The organism is Methanooceanicella nereidis (genome assembly GCF_021023085.1).
Lineage (GTDB): Archaea > Halobacteriota > Methanocellia > Methanocellales > Methanocellaceae > Methanooceanicella > Methanooceanicella nereidis.
Window position 1 is genome coordinate 117,100 of record NZ_PGCK01000002.1, and the last position, 17,656, is coordinate 134,755.

Annotated in this window: 21 protein-coding genes and 2 tRNA genes; 14 read left to right on the forward strand and 9 right to left on the reverse strand. The window is 46.4% G+C overall.

From position 1 onward, the window contains the following. Positions 1-2: 2 nt before the first annotated feature. Positions 3-590 carry a 4Fe-4S dicluster domain-containing protein gene (locus CUJ83_RS02810; RefSeq protein ID WP_230740407.1) on the reverse strand — a complete coding sequence of 196 codons (588 nt, stop codon included), beginning with the start codon at positions 588-590 and terminating at the stop codon, positions 3-5. Positions 591-765: 175 nt separating this feature from the next. On the opposite strand from CUJ83_RS02810, the gene CUJ83_RS02815 reads away from it, so the two are divergent. The 6 genes from CUJ83_RS02815 (at position 766) to CUJ83_RS02840 (ending at position 5,373) form a co-directional block, all read left to right on the forward strand. Beyond that, positions 766-2,028 (forward strand): cysteate synthase, encoded by a 1,263-nt coding sequence (locus CUJ83_RS02815; protein ID WP_230740409.1) that lies wholly within the window; start codon positions 766-768, stop codon positions 2,026-2,028. Next, on the forward strand, positions 2,025-3,146 hold the full coding sequence (gene comE, locus CUJ83_RS02820; RefSeq protein WP_230740411.1) for a sulfopyruvate decarboxylase subunit beta: 1,122 nt from the start codon (positions 2,025-2,027) through the stop codon (positions 3,144-3,146). Before CUJ83_RS02815 ends, comE begins: the two co-directional genes overlap by 4 nt. Positions 3,147-3,220: 74 nt before the next feature. Further along, positions 3,221-3,312: transfer RNA gene (locus tag CUJ83_RS02825), tRNA-Tyr, on the forward strand. Positions 3,313-3,389: 77 nt separating this feature from the next. Beyond that, positions 3,390-3,462, forward strand: a tRNA-Asp gene (locus CUJ83_RS02830). A 674-nt stretch (positions 3,463-4,136) separates the two neighbouring features. Further along, a complete protein-coding gene (locus CUJ83_RS02835) occupies positions 4,137-4,934 on the forward strand; it encodes a hypothetical protein (RefSeq protein ID WP_230740413.1) in 798 nt (265 codons plus the stop codon). A 25-nt stretch (positions 4,935-4,959) separates the two neighbouring features. Then, the gene (locus CUJ83_RS02840) at positions 4,960-5,373 is read left to right on the forward strand and encodes a hypothetical protein (protein ID WP_230740415.1); all 414 of its coding nucleotides are present in this window, start codon (positions 4,960-4,962) and stop codon (positions 5,371-5,373) included. A gap of 114 nt (positions 5,374-5,487) precedes the next feature. Here CUJ83_RS02840 and CUJ83_RS02845 read toward each other — a convergent pair whose 3' ends face one another. Next, on the reverse strand, positions 5,488-5,964 hold the full coding sequence (locus tag CUJ83_RS02845; protein ID WP_230740417.1) for a chemotaxis protein CheW: 477 nt from the start codon (positions 5,962-5,964) through the stop codon (positions 5,488-5,490). Positions 5,965-6,219: 255 nt separating this feature from the next. Then, entirely contained in the window at positions 6,220-7,014 is a 795-nt protein-coding gene (locus tag CUJ83_RS02850) for a 4Fe-4S dicluster domain-containing protein (RefSeq protein ID WP_230740419.1), read from the reverse strand. Between the two features lie 253 nt (positions 7,015-7,267). Between CUJ83_RS02850 and CUJ83_RS02855 the strand changes: the two genes are divergently transcribed. The 4 genes from CUJ83_RS02855 (at position 7,268) to CUJ83_RS02870 (ending at position 10,794) form a co-directional block, all read left to right on the forward strand. Continuing rightward, complete coding sequence (locus tag CUJ83_RS02855; protein ID WP_230740421.1) at positions 7,268-7,936, forward strand: potassium channel family protein; 669 nt, start codon at positions 7,268-7,270, stop codon at positions 7,934-7,936. A 1-nt stretch (position 7,937) separates the two neighbouring features. Then, positions 7,938-9,395, forward strand: a complete 1,458-nt coding sequence (locus CUJ83_RS02860; protein WP_230740423.1) for a TrkH family potassium uptake protein — start codon at positions 7,938-7,940, stop codon at positions 9,393-9,395. Positions 9,396-9,558: 163 nt separating this feature from the next. Next, complete coding sequence (locus CUJ83_RS02865) at positions 9,559-10,059, forward strand: hypothetical protein (protein ID WP_230740425.1); 501 nt, start codon at positions 9,559-9,561, stop codon at positions 10,057-10,059. Positions 10,060-10,197: 138 nt separating this feature from the next. Next, the gene (locus CUJ83_RS02870; protein WP_230740427.1) at positions 10,198-10,794 is read left to right on the forward strand and encodes a hypothetical protein; all 597 of its coding nucleotides are present in this window, start codon (positions 10,198-10,200) and stop codon (positions 10,792-10,794) included. Positions 10,795-10,853: 59 nt separating this feature from the next. Here the strand turns inward: CUJ83_RS02870 and CUJ83_RS02875 are convergent, their stop codons facing one another. Continuing rightward, positions 10,854-11,567, reverse strand: a complete 714-nt coding sequence (locus CUJ83_RS02875) for an aromatic aminobenezylarsenical efflux permease ArsG family transporter (protein WP_230740429.1) — start codon at positions 11,565-11,567, stop codon at positions 10,854-10,856. A gap of 6 nt (positions 11,568-11,573) precedes the next feature. Then, on the reverse strand, positions 11,574-12,023 hold the full coding sequence (locus CUJ83_RS02880) for a nitrophenyl compound nitroreductase subunit ArsF family protein (protein WP_230740431.1): 450 nt from the start codon (positions 12,021-12,023) through the stop codon (positions 11,574-11,576). Positions 12,024-12,446: 423 nt separating this feature from the next. On the opposite strand from CUJ83_RS02880, the gene CUJ83_RS02885 reads away from it, so the two are divergent. Next, complete coding sequence (locus CUJ83_RS02885; protein WP_230740432.1) at positions 12,447-13,253, forward strand: hypothetical protein; 807 nt, start codon at positions 12,447-12,449, stop codon at positions 13,251-13,253. Between the two features lie 86 nt (positions 13,254-13,339). Here the strand turns inward: CUJ83_RS02885 and CUJ83_RS02890 are convergent, their stop codons facing one another. From CUJ83_RS02890 to CUJ83_RS02905, 4 genes are read right to left on the reverse strand one after another with little or no spacing between them, the layout of a single operon-like run. Continuing rightward, positions 13,340-13,684 (reverse strand): ArsR/SmtB family transcription factor, encoded by a 345-nt coding sequence (locus tag CUJ83_RS02890; protein WP_230740434.1) that lies wholly within the window; start codon positions 13,682-13,684, stop codon positions 13,340-13,342. Between the two features lie 9 nt (positions 13,685-13,693). Continuing rightward, on the reverse strand, positions 13,694-13,855 hold the full coding sequence (locus CUJ83_RS02895) for a hypothetical protein (protein WP_230740436.1): 162 nt from the start codon (positions 13,853-13,855) through the stop codon (positions 13,694-13,696). A gap of 11 nt (positions 13,856-13,866) precedes the next feature. After that, positions 13,867-14,106 carry a thioredoxin family protein gene (locus CUJ83_RS02900; RefSeq protein ID WP_230740437.1) on the reverse strand — a complete coding sequence of 80 codons (240 nt, stop codon included), beginning with the start codon at positions 14,104-14,106 and terminating at the stop codon, positions 13,867-13,869. Positions 14,107-14,139: 33 nt separating this feature from the next. Beyond that, on the reverse strand, positions 14,140-15,198 hold the full coding sequence (locus tag CUJ83_RS02905) for a permease (protein WP_230740439.1): 1,059 nt from the start codon (positions 15,196-15,198) through the stop codon (positions 14,140-14,142). Positions 15,199-15,334: 136 nt separating this feature from the next. On the opposite strand from CUJ83_RS02905, the gene CUJ83_RS02910 reads away from it, so the two are divergent. The 3 genes from CUJ83_RS02910 (at position 15,335) to CUJ83_RS02920 (ending at position 17,650) form a co-directional block, all read left to right on the forward strand. Beyond that, the gene (locus tag CUJ83_RS02910) at positions 15,335-16,030 is read left to right on the forward strand and encodes a metallophosphoesterase family protein (RefSeq protein WP_230740441.1); all 696 of its coding nucleotides are present in this window, start codon (positions 15,335-15,337) and stop codon (positions 16,028-16,030) included. Positions 16,031-16,042: 12 nt separating this feature from the next. Further along, positions 16,043-17,101, forward strand: coding sequence for an arsenic resistance protein (locus CUJ83_RS02915; protein ID WP_230740442.1), 1,059 nt, complete (start codon positions 16,043-16,045; stop codon positions 17,099-17,101). A gap of 150 nt (positions 17,102-17,251) precedes the next feature. Next, entirely contained in the window at positions 17,252-17,650 is a 399-nt protein-coding gene (locus CUJ83_RS02920) for a putative zinc-binding protein (RefSeq protein ID WP_230740444.1), read from the forward strand. Positions 17,651-17,656 lie beyond the last annotated feature (6 nt).

Sequence of the window (17,656 nt, forward strand, 5' to 3'; positions counted from 1 at the left end):
CATTATTCCCCGGCATAGGTCAGATCGATTATAGCCCTTATCTCTGCCATCGACTCTTCAGGTATGGGGACTTTCCGGGCATCGTCCCGGCAATATCCAAGCTTTACCCTTTTGTCCAGATTCTCAAGGTATCTCGCATAAGTTCGGGGCCCTACTTTATCCCTGCCGTTTTGGGCGAACGTGGAAGGCAGTAAGATCTCGCCTTTATCATAAAGATTATTTTTTATCAGTGACGCGAGGCGTTTGATGCTTTCCGGGGCAATGCCGTGCTTCAAGGCATACTCCCTCAACGCTAAAATTGCAAGACCTGCGCTGTTATTCCTGGGACACCTGGCATGGCAGGAATAGCACTGTCCGCATTTCCATATGTCCTCGCTGCGGGCCAGCTCGCCGATCTCGCCTAGCGAAAGCCGCCTCATTATGTCACGGGGCGCATAATCTCCGAAAGCGTACGCGGCAGGGCAACTGGCAGTGCATCGTCCGCACTGTAAGCACTTTTCATAGCCGCTGGACCTGATGCGAACATCATCAGGGCTGGCATACTTTTTTGCAAGGCTTATCCTTGTGCCTCTCCCGACTTCCGGTGTCATAAAAATTATTTTACATCTGGCACGTATTAATACTTTCCCAAATAGATATAAAAATAATACAAAAAGGTTATTATTTAGAAAATATTACCCATATGTAAAGAACACATATGAAAAAAGAAAAACATATATCACATTTGAAATGAAACTAAATTTGTAAAAATCAGGAGAGTTACTATTGGGATCCTATAAGCTCATCTGCCTTTCATGCAATCGTACAATTGTCGATAACTATACTCTTAGCTGCCCCTGCGGCGGAGGGTTCGTAAGGACGGCTTATGACGCCCGGCAGCTGACTGTAAGGGATATGCCGGGAATGTGGAAGTATTACGACTGGCTCCCTACGAAAGGGTTCATCGACATACCGGGCAAGACTGTCACTTATAAAAGCGAGGCGCTGGCAAAGGAACTCGGCCTTCGCGAGCTTTATATAGCTTTCAACGGCTACTGGCCCGAAATAGGCGCGATGATACACACCTGCAGCTTTAAGGAGCTTGAAGCGCCTCCGACGATCCTCAGGGCAATGGAGCACGGGGGAAAGGCGATGGTGCTGGCGTCCGCGGGTAACACTGCAAGGGCCTTTGCTTATCTATCGACTATTACCGGGTTCCCGCTGATAATTGTGGTACCCGGCAAAAACCTGGGTAACCTGTGGATACCGGGAAGGGAACCGGGTAAGTCCGTACATCTTATCGCGATGGGAGAAGGTAATGACTATACAGACGCCATTAATCTGGCAGGGCGTATCGCATCAGTACCGGGACTGCTCCCGGAGGGGGGCGCAAAGAACGTTGCCAGGAGAGACGGTATGGCCACGGTGATGCTGGATGGGGCGGTATTCATGAAAACGCTCCCCGACGAATATTTCCAGGCGATAGGCAGCGGCACTGGAGGTGTTGCAGCCTGGGAAGCGGCATTGCGATTACGCGATGATGGCCGTTTCGGGCAGAGGCTCCCGAGGCTTCATCTTGCGCAGAACCTGCCTTTCGCCCCGATGCTGCATGCATGGGAGGAGGGAAGAAGAGACATAATGCCGGAAAGGGACATGCCCGAGGCAAAAGAGCTCATATCGCAGATGTACACGGACATACTGTCTAACAGGAACCCGCCTTACAGTGTAAAAGGCGGAGTCTACGACGCGATGAAAGATACGGACGGCATAATGTATGGCGTGACTAACGAAGAGGCAATATCGGCGAAAAAACTCTTCGAGTCCCTGGAAGGAATTGACCTGCTCCCGGCATCGGCAGTGGCCGTGAGCGCTCTCATACAGGCATGTGACCGTGGCACCATAAGCCCGGACAAAAAGGTGCTTTTAAACATCACCGGAGGCGGCTATGAGAGGCTGAAGAAAGACATGAAGCTTAACCCGGTAAAGCCGTGCATTGAAGTTGAGGGTCCTGATGTGCCTCTGGACGATATCTTAAAGGTGATAGAATGACCAATGTCGAGCAAAAAGTCGTGGATGTCATGAGATCTTGCGGGATCGACACGGCACTGACGCTGCCCTGCGACAGGATGAAGAACCTGTTCCCGCTGATCTCTGAAAATTTTAATGAGATCCCCCTTACCAGGGAAGAGGACGGAATAGGCATCGCAGCAGGACTATATATGGCCGGGAAGAGGCCTGTGATGGTCATCCAGAGCACAGGGCTGGGTAATTCGATCAATGCACTGTCATCACTGCATAAGACCTTTGAGATCCCCCTTCCGATACTGGCAAGCTGGAGAGGCCCTTATAAAGAAGGAATCGAAGCCCAGTTACACCTTGGCAAATGTTTACCCGGGATACTGGATAGTGCGGGGATACCTTATGTCGTGGCTGAGACCGTCGAGGACCTGCCAAAGGTCAAGAGCGCGATCGAGGCTTCTTTCGAAAAATGCACACCGTATGTGATCCTGCTCTCCCCCAGGATATGGGAAGGATCGACGGCAAAACCTTTCATCCCGGAGATATCTCAGGAAGAGAGAAAATTCAACATCGCATGCAACACGATCATCCCGAAAGCGACACAGTCCAGGTTTGACATGATCATCGGTATCGTGCCATACCTTAAAGATAAGGTGGTCGTGGCGAACATCGGGGTCCCCTGCAAAGAGCTTTATGCGGCGCTTGACCAGCCGACGAACTTTTACATGCTGGGCAGCCTGGGCCTTGCATCTTCCATAGGGAATGGCCTTGCACAGGGACAAAAAAGGGAAGTCGTCGTTCTGGACGGAGACGGCAGCCTGCTGATGAACCCCAATACGCTGGGTACCGTGGCACAGGAATTTCCCGATAATTTGACCATCATCGCCTTTGATAACAGCGCACACGGATCCACGGGTAACCAGAAGACGTTTTCGTCGTGCATGGACCTTGAGCTTCTGGCCAGGGTTTATGGCATTAAGAACACCTCAAAGGTATCTATGCCGGAAGAGTTGCTTGAAGCTCTTGAAAAGGACGGCAGAGGTCCGCGTTTTATTCATGCGGTGATACTTGCTGTGAATGCTGACGTACCGAATATCCCCATGTCGGCTGTTGATATAAAGAAAAGATTTATATCATCATTAAAATAGAGAGTTATATTCCGAAAATTTTAAGTACGTTGAAGTATATGTGTTGTGCTGTACCCCAGTGATGAGGTACAAATCCCGCCTTAGCTCAGCCTGGTTAGAGCGGTCGGCTGTAGACCTTACGACTGCGGAAACCGACAGGTCCCCGATTCAAATTCGGGAGGCGGGACATTTTCCCTTTATTCGTTGAAGGGAAAAGTATAAATGCGATCGGGTGCTAGTAGGATTCCCGAATTTTAATTCAATGCTCGGATAGTGTAGAGGCCTATCATGGGGCCCTGTCGAGGCTCCGACTCGGGTTCAAATCCCGATCCGAGCGCTTCCTATTTTATTATCTTTATTAGTTTTTAAGAAAATATTTTGCAACTCCGAAGGAGTTGCTATGGTTAAAAGTTTTTGAAAGGCCAGCGGAAAACTTTTTTCAAAAAGTTTTCCTGCGTCTAAATGTTATTCTTTCATGCAGTTCGATTCTTGATTTATTCGGTAATCCATATCTTATTGGTTAACGCGGTTCGACGCTCGTTTTGTTTGTTGGTCTTTAATTTGTTCTTTCACGCGGTTCGACGATAGTTCTGTTTGATTATTTATATTTTCTACATTCACGCGGTTCGACGCTCGTTTTGTTTGTTGGTCTTTAATTTGTTCTTTCACGCGGTTCGACGCTCGGCCTTTTGGCCTCGCTACTCGTCTTTTAGGGTGCTCCGATGTCAGGGCCGGGCTTGCACCCCGCTCGCATTTCTGCTTCGCAGAATGCTCGCTCGCAAGCCCTAAGCGACGCGGACTGAGGCCGCGTCCATTACCCTGCCATCTACGCATCCCTTCGCTCGCTCACTTCGTTCGCTCGCTACGGGCAGACCCTAAAAGCCTCGCCGAACGCGACAATTGTGGTCATAGAAAGGCATATTTTTGATTTCATTAATTCTGGCAGTTATCGGATTGTGAGAGAGCCCTTTTATATCTTGCTTTGTATATATTATCCCGAAAGGGGATAACATGAATTACAGGCTGGCATTTCTGTTTATGATCATTATCTTATCGGTAGCCGTTTGCGGCTGTGACGATCCGTTTCTGCCGAGGGCGCCGTTTTACCAGTATTCTGCTGAGGTTACCGGACTGGAAGATTTTGCCACTGAAAACGGTTCGGCTACGATCATGCTGCCTGTGCCTGCAGTGTACGGATCGCCGATTCTTGCGGACGGATGGACGTCTAATGACCGTTTCCCGTATGATCAGGAACGACATGGTACGGAAAGTGTCGGGCCGTTGAATACAAGTTACGGCCCCATGCTTGCGGTGAATATCAATATGACCGACTATTACCTCAGTTATGCCCGGGTGACACCCATCGCTGTCAGCCCCGGACAAAACATGTCTACTGTGCCGACGGTCGTTCCCGACAGGATAAATAAAAGCTGGTCGTTTGATGATATCAGTGTATTATCAGGCGGAAGTGTTGCCCTTCTGGACTATTCGACATCGGAGGAAGGCAGGCGTGAGGTCGCGAAGTTTCTTGATTCCCCGCTGCTTCCGGCGGTGAAAGAGTCTTCGGGGCCGCAGGATTATATGTCATATATCTATATCGATGAGAATTTACGGCCGCTGAACGAGAATAGCAGCCTGGACATCTCGATCATGCTCAGGGTCAATTTAAACCATAACAAGCTGAACGCATCCGAGGAGGGTGTGAGAAGCTTCGAGTTCCATACGTATACTATAAGGGAAACGATCCCGGGTAATACTACGGGCTTTATTCCTGTAACTGTGCGGTATACGTACTCGACAGGCTATTAAATAGTTCAAATTAAAAGTTGATCAGATGGATATGATGAAGGAAAGATGGCTGAATATCATTAACGTCCTGGGTGTTATCGCGGCTCTAGCCGTTGTAGCATCTATGTGGTTCTATGTGAGAGAGCAGTTCATGTGGGGGATCATATTAGCGATACTGATCATATCGCTACTGGTCTGGATCAATATTAGAAAATTATTTTTTGATCGTATCAATGTCCGGAGAAAAGCGGGCGGAAAGGCAGAATATGATCCGGCCGGTGACAGATTGCTACAGGCTCTAAACTATGCGTCGGTGATCGCAATACTCGCCATAGGAGCGTTCTTCTGGATCTACATGAGAGAGCAGGTCACGTGGGGAATTTACCTGATAGTGCTAATTCTGATAGTGTTGGTCTTCATCAATGTTTTGAAAATGTTTTCATTATATATGGAAAAGTAAAGATTGCCGCTATAGACATGCTTTAGAAGTTTTTGGTAGTTCTCACAGGATGCAGGTTTTTGGAAAACTGATACGCAACAGAGATAAAAAGTAAAAATAATTAAAAAAGAAAGATCATGCCTCAGCCGGGATCAGGTTACCAAGCCCGACCTCGCTTATTACTTTCTTCAGGTCGACAAGTATCAGAAGACGGTTAGGAAGCTTACATACTCCCTGGATATATTCGCCGGAAACGCTGCCTGAGATCATACCCGGAAGCATTTCTATCTGACTGCCGGCAATATACTTGACCTCTGTTACGCTGTCAACCATCATACCGACGATGTTCTTATCGATCTCTACGACGATGATGCGTGAATTGCCGTCGACGGGCTTATCCTCAAGCCCCATCTTCTTTCTTAAATTTACTACGGTCGTTATCTGTCCGCGAAGGTTTATCACGCCGTCTATGTAGGAGGGCGCGTTCGGTATGCTTGTTATCTCGCTTACGCGGATAATTTCTCTTACCTGGCTGATGTCTACACCGAACTCTTCCTGCCCCAGGCGGAACACGACGAGTTGAGTATCGTTTATACCCGTATTTTCTGCCATTTTAGAACCTCTTTTGATCTATTGATACGATGAGTCTTATCCACAGCACGCAGCCCAGTTCATTATCGCTTGATCGCTGGCCGGATTGAATGATCGCCTCTTAGGACCAATCTATTATGGATTAATTTAACTTTTATCGGGCTAAGGGTATAAAAAGAGTTTGTAACAGGTTAGAAATTTCAAAAACGAAATAAATTTGTAGGAAAAATTTTCAGAGGGAATATGATAGCGTTTAAAATAGTAGATAACTGGCCGCTATTTCCTTTTTTCATGGCCATCGTAGCTGGATAGATCAGACTGCTGTACTATCCTTGAGAAAAGCTTCTTCCCGAATAGCTTGAAAACCGTCTCCTTACCGTACGGGCAAACGTAAAGGCAAAGCCCGCAAACTGCCGACCCTGTCGTCTCGCCCAAAAAATGAAGGTACCTTTCGCACACTGAGGCATCATAGCGTGCCTCTCTTGGCTCTTTTTCATCGAAAGGCCTGCCGGAAAAAGCCCGGACGGGGCATATATTGACACATTCCCTGCATTCGCGGCATCGGTCTTCTATAGGCTTACCGGTCGCATTTAAAGGAGCGTCGGTGAGCACTGTCACCCATCTTACCCTGGGCCCTGCTTCGGGAGTCACTAAAAGACAGCTTTTGCCTATCCACCCGAGTCCTGCAAGCCTTGCCGCCATCTTGTGAGAGAATATTGCGCATATCCTTTCGTCGTCCACGCGCTCTGAAGCTGGCACAGGGAATGCCCTGTAACCTTCCTTCTGTAAAACGCTGCTTATGTGAGAGGCAATGAGGTCAAGCCTTTGATTTATAATGTCATAACAATGGAGCCTGTAGCTGATAGAGACCTCGCGACGGTTCCGGTTAGGTAGTTCATCGACGATAGGATGTAATAGCTCGATACCGACGGATATTGCCCGCGGGTATTGTGCGATCATCTGGCCGCCCTGGTCAAGGACCGCATCTCTTGCCGTCGATAGGTCGGCGATGCCAAAAAAGTTCGCGCCGTGTCCCTCTGCGATCTCCCGGATCCTTTTCTCGAAGTCCATTCGATTACTATTTACATTTTTTTAATTTAAAACTTTACATTGATAGCATATCTTGAAATATTGAAATGGAGGAGAAGAGAATGATTTTTTGTATTTTCGCGATCATTATGCTTTTCCAAAATAGTCGGCACTTTTTTTATCGGGTGAAAAACTAATGTCCTTATATATGATAAAAGGCAATATCTATCCAGACTTTAAGCATATTTATTATAGATAAAAGCTTAACCTGCTTTAGACTTGTTGAGGATTTACTATGTATATGATCATAGTGGGGCTGGGAGCCATTGGCAGAAATCTGGCAATGATCGCTGTCGCCGAGAAGCATAATGTTGTCGTTATCGATACGAATATCGATAGATGTAAGGACGTCGCGACAAAGATCGACCTTGTGAGTATCCATGGCGATGCCACTTCTATGGTTGTGCTGGAAGAAGCCGGCATTAACGAAGCGGACGCGGTAATCGCTACGACCGGCAGTGATGCAAATAATTTAATGATAATGCTGCTGGCTAAAGATAAAGGCGTTAAGAAGCTCACGACGATCGTCAACGAAAGGGAGCACACAGACATATTCAAACGTGCGGGAGTTAACATCCACAAAAATCCTGCCGCCATTGTCGCTGAGGACATATATAACACGATGCTGAGGCCGAGCATCAATAAGTTCGTCAGCATGGCAGGCGGAAAAGCCGAGATCCTGGAGATAATCATCAAGGAAGGATCGTATGCCGCGGATAAGACCGTGAAAGAGATGGGGCTGCCGGGTAATGTGCTTATCATCGCCATTGAAAGAGGGGACGATGTCATAATACCGGAAGGCAATACGGTTATCCAGGCCGGGGATTCGGTGTATATTTTCGTAAGAAGGAACCTCGTCGAAAGAGTGTTCAACCTGTTCTCTATAGGAAACCTGGAGAAATAAGATGACATCGGGCAGGGACATTGAGGTCATCCTGAGTAACACCAAGGAATTATTCCTTGTCATGTCCATCATCATGTTAGTGATGGCCGGGGTGTGTTTCCTGCTCGGCGAGCCACAAAACTCCATAGCTTTTATCGACGCGTTTATCGTAAGCCTGGGAATTGGCGTTTTACTCTGGATGGTATTCCCGGATATCCCGGAGCCTGAGCTTCGGCATGCCATAATCATTGCAGCCCTTGCATACCCCATAGTGGCCGCTATAACCATGATACCGTATTATGTGATACAGGGTATCCCGCCCCTTGACGCGTTTTTCGAGGGAATGTCCGGGTGGACGGGGACCGGAATGACCATGATAGCGGACCCTCAAAATTCGGATCGTGTGATCCAGCTATGGCGCAGCACGACAGAATGGCTCGGCGGTTTCGGGGTCATAGTGCTGATGATCACCATCCTGATACGACCGGGTACGAGTACTTACGTTCTTTACCAGTCCGAGTCACATAAAGAGAAGATCCACCCCAGCGTCAGGTCCACTGTGAGGACGATGTGGGGACTGTATGTGATATTGACGATACTGGGCATATTTCTTTTATACATTGCAGGAATGCCCCTGTGGGATTCCCTTAACCATTCTTTAGCCTCTTTCGCGACCGGCGGTTTTTCGATATACCCTGAGAGTATCGCCGCATACGACAGTATCTGGATAGAGATGGCCATATCGTTGCTTGTGATCATAGGCGCTCTGCCGTTCGTTGTCATCTACAGGACGATAAGGGATGGCAAGATGGCCCTTTTTAAGGATATTCAGGCGAGGGCAATGTTCATAATCATTATTTTTGGCGCTATGATCCTTACTGCCGAGAACTACTTTACATATGGCAATATCATTGATTCCGCCAGGTATTCCTTATTTCAGTTCATTTCTGCAGTGACGACGACAGGTTTCCAGACAGCGGACATCGCAAGCTGGACGCCGACGGCGATGCTGATAATGTCGGTAGCCATGATAATAGGCGGATGCGCGGGTTCCACGGCCAGCGGTATCAAAGTGGCCAGGGCTATTTTCCTCACTAACCAGTTTAAGCTATGGTCAAAGAAGACGCTGATGTCAAAGAGCGCCATAGTGACTATAAAACTGGGCAACAAAAGAGTCACGGAAGATGCCCTGAACCAGGAGCTGTCTGAAGCCACGCTTATCTCTTTCCTGTGGGTCGTTTCAGTTCTGGCGAGCGTGATGATAATGTCTCACATCCTCGGCCCGCAGTACGATATCGCGAAGATCATATTTGAAGTGTGCTCCGTGCATGGCAATGTGGGCCTGAGCTGCGGAATAGTCGGCCCCGGATTGCATTATCTCGGCAAGATACTGTTCATCTTCGATATGTGGATCGGCAGGCTTGAGATCATACCGGTGTTATTGCTGATAAGATACCTTATCAAGGGCTTTAACCTGTAGGACTTCAAGATCAATACACCGGCCCCCGGGATATTAGTGCACTTTAACCATAATTTAATAATTAATTTTTTATATAAATTTGATTTATATTATAATGAAAAGATCATAAAACCCATACTTGAGATGGGCGATCGATCGTCGGGATATCGGGGGATTGATCAGGATGGGAGATAAACACGCGGCAGGATCAAAAAACGATCATAAGAACTTTTCATGGCTAAAAGCCAAAAAACAGGCAATTCCATTAATGATCATTTCGATTGTTTTTCTTTTTACCGTAACGATCACTGCTGCCGAACCGGATAATACCATAGATAATGATGTTTTTAATTTACAGATAGAAAGCATGGCACCTCCGGCTGATCGGACATGTCCGACCTGCCCGATAGGCGTAGGAGCGGGTGTTCCGGGTTATCCGTCCCCGGAGGGCTTTGGACCATATGCGCCGTCAGGAAGATACGGAAGCAGCCGAATACCCGAACTTACCTATACGAGAGAGATCTTAAAGATGAATACCCCCATAATCTCATCTTTTTTCAGCTATATGTTCCCGCCAGGGTTCGGAGTCCCCGATCTGGAAGTGTTTTCGCCGCCGCCTGCCAGGACTCTGCCTCCGGGTCCGCCACCAATAACCAATGCCAGCAAAGCGAAAAATATACAATAGACTTATGAAAAGCCATATTTTCTCTGTTTATGGACACATTTAGTTAAATTCCATATTATTGCTATATAGACTGTTTAATTTTGTACGATGCTTTATTTAGATAATATATAAAAATAAAATTATTAGGAGGGTAATTAGGTGAGGTCTGAACGCTATTTTAAGATATCAAATGATAACAGGGAGCAGCAAGCCCTAAAAAAACGCTCGATACTGCGGAGCTCATTTTTTAAATGGCCTATTGTGTTATTAATGTCAGTGCCTTTGATCGCCATTCTGTCGATGAACGGTATGGCCGGGCCCATGGACGGAATACAGTTAGATGTATATGTCCCGTTTGGCCTGCAAAGCAGTACGGCTGGTAATAGCACATCTGTCCCCCAGGGTGTTTCGGGCATGAATGTATCGGATGCCATGTCATTCGCCCCGGCAAGTGCCGGTGGATGGCTTTCGCAGAGCCCGGCAATAGGGACCGGCCAGTATACAAATCAGGCATATGACGTGTTAACAGAAGATCAAGGCATGTCAGGTAATGATACGGCAGCATTAGACGATAACGATACTGCGATAAATGCAATGAGTGAAGATATCGGCAACGTGTCCGATGAGTATGGGACGGAAAATTGGTATTCTAATTCAGGGCAAACCGGGTTTTCACCGGGCACTTCAGGAATATCAGCGAACTTAGGTGCCTTTAAGGACCGCTTAATATTAAAGTTCAAGTCAATGATACCATAACCCATAAAGGTACGGATAGGCCCTAAAGATAGGTCAATTGGATAAATGGGAATATCTCATCATATGATCTGCATGAGATAATTCCCGAGCAGGTAAATGCCATATATGATAAATATCGCCCCGATGGGCTTTCTTATATATGGCTCCGCTTTGACTATCTTTTTAACATAGGATCTTGCGAAAGCGGCGCTCACTCCCAGCAACAGAGCAAAGATCAGGACGGGAAGGCCGGTCCCGATACCGAACAGTAACGGGTAGCTCATCCCTACCAGGTCCGAATTAAGAGCCAGAGGCACCAGAAGCCCGAAGAACATCACCGCCGTGTACGGACAAAAAGCCAGCGCGAATACCACACCCAGCAAGAACGCACCCATTGTCCCCCGGTCGGATAGCTGAATGCCGTATTTTGACTTTAGCCCGTCGCCGAACATTATGTTCGGCTTATAGACCTCAAGCATGATCACCCCTACAAGTATCAGTACAGGACCGAGCAGTAGTTTTTCATAATCCTGAAGCGCGGGTGCGTTATCCATGACTGCAGACCCGAAAAGATAGATCATGATACCCAGGAGAGTATATGTTAAAGCGCGCCCGAGGGTATACATGATCCCTGCGATCATGGCGCTGCGAGAATCCGCCAGTTTTGACGATACGTACGCGATCGCAGTGATATTTGCCGAAAGAGGACACGGGCCTATTGCCGTGATAATACCGATAGCAAAGGCATATATTAAAGGAAAATCTTTGAGGAAGACAAGAGCGGAGAGATCCATGCCTGCCTACCTGCCCAGTTCCTTATCCAGCACAGATCTTAGATAGTTCATATAGGCATCTTTATCCTTCACATAAGCCCATATTTCCGGGACGTCCTTGACTGTTTCCTGCCCGTTCTTTACGATCCTGAGCTTTAATCCCTGTACTTTAACGTTATATTTTTCGGCCATTTCCTTATCTTTCTGGTAATCTATACTTTGCATGGTGATCTTACCAGATTTGACCTCATCGCTAAAATACTTGTTCAGGGTATCCCGTGCATATTGTTCCGCATCGTTACAGGATATGCATCGTTCGGACCTGTGGAAATACAGTAGTTCGATCATATCAGGCTCGCCGGTGACATCGACCGACTTATTCACGACCTGCTGGTCCGAAGACTGTAAAATAACCACCCCTGCCAGTATAGCGATTATTACTAAAGTGACTGATATCCCTGCTTTTATAATGTTCATACTACCACAAAAATCAATTATTATTAAGCATTTATATATTAATTCCAAATAAATATCGAATAGTGTGTGAAAAATTTTCAATTTCAACAAAATTTTAAATAATGAATACACCCTAAATCTTTACAAAATAGTATATTCTGTATTCGATCGAATAAGGTAAAAGTACTTAGTTATTAACCATAAATATTTACAAATAAAATTTGAAATAGTTTTTAAAACTCCAGAATAGCGGGTTGACGTCGCCTTGTTTTTTTATTGCTACGATCGTGATGATCCCAAACTCAATAAATAAAATTAAATATAATAAAATTATTATATTAATTGTTAGAATAATAATACTAATTTCTATACATATGATCGATAGGGTCCTTGTGACAAAAGCGATCGGTCCAATAATATGTATGAGTAGTGGAGGAGGGTAAAATGAGTAAAATTATTAAAATGCCAGGGGAGGTCAATCCGGGCGTACATCGCAGGTCTCGCTCGACCGAAAGCATGTTTTTAAAGAAAGGATCGGGAGCTGTAAAGCTTATCATCTTTATGATGATCATCAGCCTTGTTTTTATTCCGGCACAATGTTATTGCGCGATCATAAATAATGAGGCGCAGAGCGTGGATGCTCCTGCACCCGCATGCCCTTGCAGCGGCTCATGCCCGCCATCAGGCTCGTCTTCATCAGTTTCGTACGATAATCCGGGAGATGGGATGCTGGTAGATGAGCAGGGAGTGTGGGCGAACGCTCAAAATTTCGTTAATGAATATAATACGCCGGCCCCAGAGACACGGGAAAGCGACATTATCGAGGAAGCAGAGCCGGCAGTGCAGAGCACTGGCGGGTGCGGGTGTAGCTCACAGGCACAGCAGCCAGTATCGAATTATTCGCCCATAAGCGTCGCGACGGCTCCTGCAGGTGGAAATGCCCCGGTCAGCGATACTCCCGCTCAATCCGGCACCATAAGTAATCCTGAGGGCACAATAGGAATCTCAAACACGGCAGGAATAGGCCAAAATATGCCATCATCCTCAGCATTTAGCTTAAAAGGGTTAGTACCGGGACTGTTAAGCAAACAAAGCGGTTTATATAACAATAATGGCTTTGACCTGTTGAAAAACACTGCGGACAAGACCGAGAACAGTTTCAGCATGCCGGCGATCTCGAAAAGTCTCAATCCATTCAATGGAGCTGAAAGCCTTTTTAATTTCAAGCCGCTGACCAAGGCAACGTTTTAATAAAAATTATCAGGGCAGTATTTGATCTGCCCTTTTTATTTTCAATATTATGGATTGGTGTCCAATATTTTTAATGACATCCCGGGTCATTTTAATTTTTTTGAGAGGCTTATAAATTGGTTAGCGGCTTTACCCTTCTCTGTCAACTTATAAATAAGAAAATTCCCTTCCTTTTCACAGGATATGAGGCCTGACTCCTTCAAGTTTTTTAGATGATAGGACAAAGCCGAATACTGTAGCCCGATCACTTCTACAAGCACGCAAACGCATAATTCTTGCATACCCAGTGCTTCGATAATTTTGATCCTGGCAGGGTCCGCGAGAGATTTAAAGATATCTGAGGTGAGCTTACCGTCACTTTTCTTGATCTTAGATAGTTCCCTTCGCACTTCCCCGCTTATCCTATAAGGAGTCTCGCATATATCTTCCATATACCCTCGCTAACACTTCTCGCAATCAAAGCAGTGCATTTTATCCTTTATATCGGTATAGAACTCTTTTCCGCACTTCACGCACCGGACCTTACGAAAGCCCAGGTCCTTTGCAGGCGTTCCCCTTGCCAGGTCAGCGAAGTTAATCCCGCAGGAACATCCTTCTTTCATTTTTTCCACCGTTATTTTTTAGCCTGTATCCATTTCTTGATCTCGTCAATAGACGGTACTCTTCCCATGGACTTGACCTCGTCGTCTACGGCAAATCCGGGAGTTGCCAGTATGCCCGCATCGACGATCTCGTCAATGTCGTTGATCTTGACGACCTCCGCTTCCACGCCAAGCTCTTTAATAGCCTGCTTTGCTACATTCTCTAGCATATTGCATTTTGCGCAGCCGGTGCCATATACCTGTACTTTCATGTTATCACCATATTATATATTTTAACGATTATTTTAGATTATTGCCCCGAATATTAAGCCGCTGGCAATTGCCACCACTATCACAAGTCCTATATATGTAAATCCTTTTTTCTTGCCCATAATATTTGTGATTACGAGCATGTTAGGCAGGCTAAGCGCCGGGCCGGCAAGAAGCATCGTGAGAGCGGGACCCTTTCCCATGCCCTGAGCCATGAGCAGGCCGACGATAGGGACTTCCGTAAGTGTCGAGAAGTACATTAATGCGCCGGACACGGAGGCGACCGTGACCGGGAACAGCCCGTTGCCGCCAAGGAACGTCTCGATATATTCGATAGGTATCAGCTCTATGATAATGGCTCCGAAAAACACTCCGATAAGTAACAGCGGGAATATTTTCTTGGTCAGGAACCACGTCTCGTTCATCCACATCGTCAGTTCGTCTCTGGTATACCATCGATATGATGTGAAGGCAGTTGCAAGGATCAGTAATACGAGGACGGGACCTTTTAGCAGCCAGTCGATAGTCCATCCGCCCAGGACAAGTATAGAAACAAGTAGTATGAATGTGATGGGTGTCCTGTACTTATATCCCGTATCTCCGCCGTCGCTTGTGGTCACGATAAATGGTTTTACCTTTTCCTTTTTCTTCTCCTCGTTGATAGATCTTTGATAAATGAACGCCATTATGATGCCTATTATCACAGACATGCCTACGGCAGCTACGGCTCTTGCGAATCCGATATCCAGCCCGAGCTTTTGGGCTGAGTACACAATAGCCAGGACATTTATGGCGGGCGCCGAGAACAGGAATGCTGTAGCAGGACCGATCCCTGCACCCCTCTTATATATGCCTGTGAATAATGGAAGCACCGTACAGCTACAAACAGCAAGTAATATGCCGCTGGTAGCCGCTACGCCATATGACATGAATTTATTAGCTTCAGGCCCCAGGAATTTCAATACGGACTCCTTAGAGAATAAAGCGGCTATAGCCCCGGCCAGGAAGAATGCGGGGATAAGACAGAAAAGGACGTGCAGCGCCATATACTCTTTAAGCGCTTCAACGCCTACCAAGAATAAATGTTCTATCATACTACCACATTTCAAATCATATTGAAATATCTCATATAAATAGCTTTTTCAAGAAATGTTGAAATAGAAACATATAAATACTGCTCATTTGTACTATTATTGAAATGGCTCGGATCGCATGATCCAGTAGAGGAATATGACGCGATTATTGTTAATATCGGACATACATGCCAATCTTGAGGCCCTGAGAGCCATAGTCGATAATGTATGCTACGATGAGATTTTCTGTATGGGAGACCTTGTGGATTATGGCCCGGACCCTTCAGAATGCATCGAGTGGGTGCGGATCAATAAGGTGCCAACTATAAAAGGGAACCATGATAATGCGGTTGCCATGCATGTGGATTGCGGATGCGGGTATAAATATAAACACCTTTCAGAAGCGACGCGCGAATATACATGGGATAACATCGAACAGAAGGACGAAGATTTTTTAGCTTCGCTTCCGCTTATCATAAACAAAGAGATAGACGGCGTTAAGTTCACTTTTACTCACGGAAGTCCGTCTTCTTTCTTCGAATATATTTACCCGGATACTACCCGAGAAATACTTGAGCGAATAACTTCTGAACTGGATAGCGATTACCTGGTAGTCGGACATACCCATAAGCCCGCTATATTAAATACCTCAAGGATGACCATATTGAACCCCGGGAGCGCGGGCCAGCCCCGTGACGGCGACATAAGAGCTTCTTGCATGGTATTTGATACGTTATCAAGGAAAGCGGAGATCATCAGGCTTGACTACGACATTGAGAAGACATGCGGAAAGATCCGGGCATCTATGCCGCATGCGTCGGAGCTTGAGGCGATATTGAGAAGAGGATATTAAATAGGTGACAGTATGGTTGAGAGAAAAGAGCTTGGCCTTATAGATAAATTACTGCCGGTATGGATAATCGTTTGTATGGCGATCGGATTGCTGCTCGGGAAATACATGCCTTCTTTCGGGGAAGCGGCAAGCATAGGCATACCGATAGGGTTGTTCCTGATGATCTACCCGGCAATGACAAAGATAAGGATGGAAGATCTTAAAAAAGCACTGACAGGAGGGAAACAAGCTGGCATCGTAGTTTTCTTTAATTATGCCGTGAACCCGTTCCTTCTATGGGCTTTCGGCTACCTGTTCTTCATATTGATCTTCCAGAACACGGGCATGATAAGCCAGGAGATGGCGCAGAGCCTCTGGATAGGATTGATACTCCTTGGGGTTGCACCATGCATAGCGATGGTGCTCGTATGGACGGATCTTTCATATGGCAACAATGCCCTGGCCATTACGCTGATGGCCTGGAACTCGCTCATACAGATGCTGACCACGCCCCTTTATATTGCCCTTATCATAGGCGCCCAGATAGCGCTGGACATGTGGATGATAGGGCAAAGCGTTGTGCTATATCTTGGCCTCCCCTTGCTGTTAGGATATCTCACAAGGAAGTACTTGATCCGGTGGAAGGGACAGCAATGGTATGATAACAGGATATTGCCGCCGCTTGGCAAGATACAGCTTCTGGCGCTTCTCTTCACGCTCATAGTGATGTTCTCGCTAGAAGGCGACGTGATCATTCAGACACCGGAACTTATCCTTTACATGGCAGTGCCGCTGACTCTTTTCTTCGGCGTGCTTTTCATGGTGACGTTCGTTACGGCAAAGCTGTTCAAATGCGACTACGAGGACTCCGTAGCCATAGCGTTTAACAGTACTGGAAGGAACTTCGAGCTTTCCATAGCCATCGCTTTAACAGCATTTGCTGCGATGCCCATGGTAGCCGTATCCACAGTAATAGGGCCGTTGATCGAAGTCCCGGTCATGCTGTCACTAGTGTATTTTGCGAGATATGCTAAATACGCGTGGTTTGAGAAAAAGGAAATAATGGTAACTCAAGAGGGCGTAACCTCTTGAGATATTTTTTTTATCTTAATAATGCCGTATCGAAAAATATAAGTTCGAAATGTTTTAATACCTGTTATTTCAATAAATATTGAAATAGATAGGCCATATAGGTCATGATGCCTACCGGCCGTCCCATATATAATAAAAGGAGATCATACAATGGACAATAAAAAAGTTGAGAATAAGGAGGGCTGCAGCTGTGGCTGTGGGACAGCGCCGAAAATCATTTACCCATGTTCGGGATCGGCAGATGTGGGAGAGATAGCTGATAGAGCAGCAAGAAAGCTCACCAAAGACGGGGTCGGAAAGATGTCGTGCCTTGCCGGAATAGGAGGCGGTATCAGTGGGCTTCTGGCAGTGGCAGATTGTGCTTCAGCCATACTTGTCATTGATGGCTGTCCCCAGAATTGTGCGAAAAAGACCCTTGAAAAAGCAGGCTATATGGAATTTAAGCATATAATGTTATCCGATATGGGCATGGCAAAGGGTAAGACACCTGTCAATGAAGAGAACATCGCCAGTGTGACTGAAAAAGGCGAAGAGCTATTAATATCCTAGACTTTT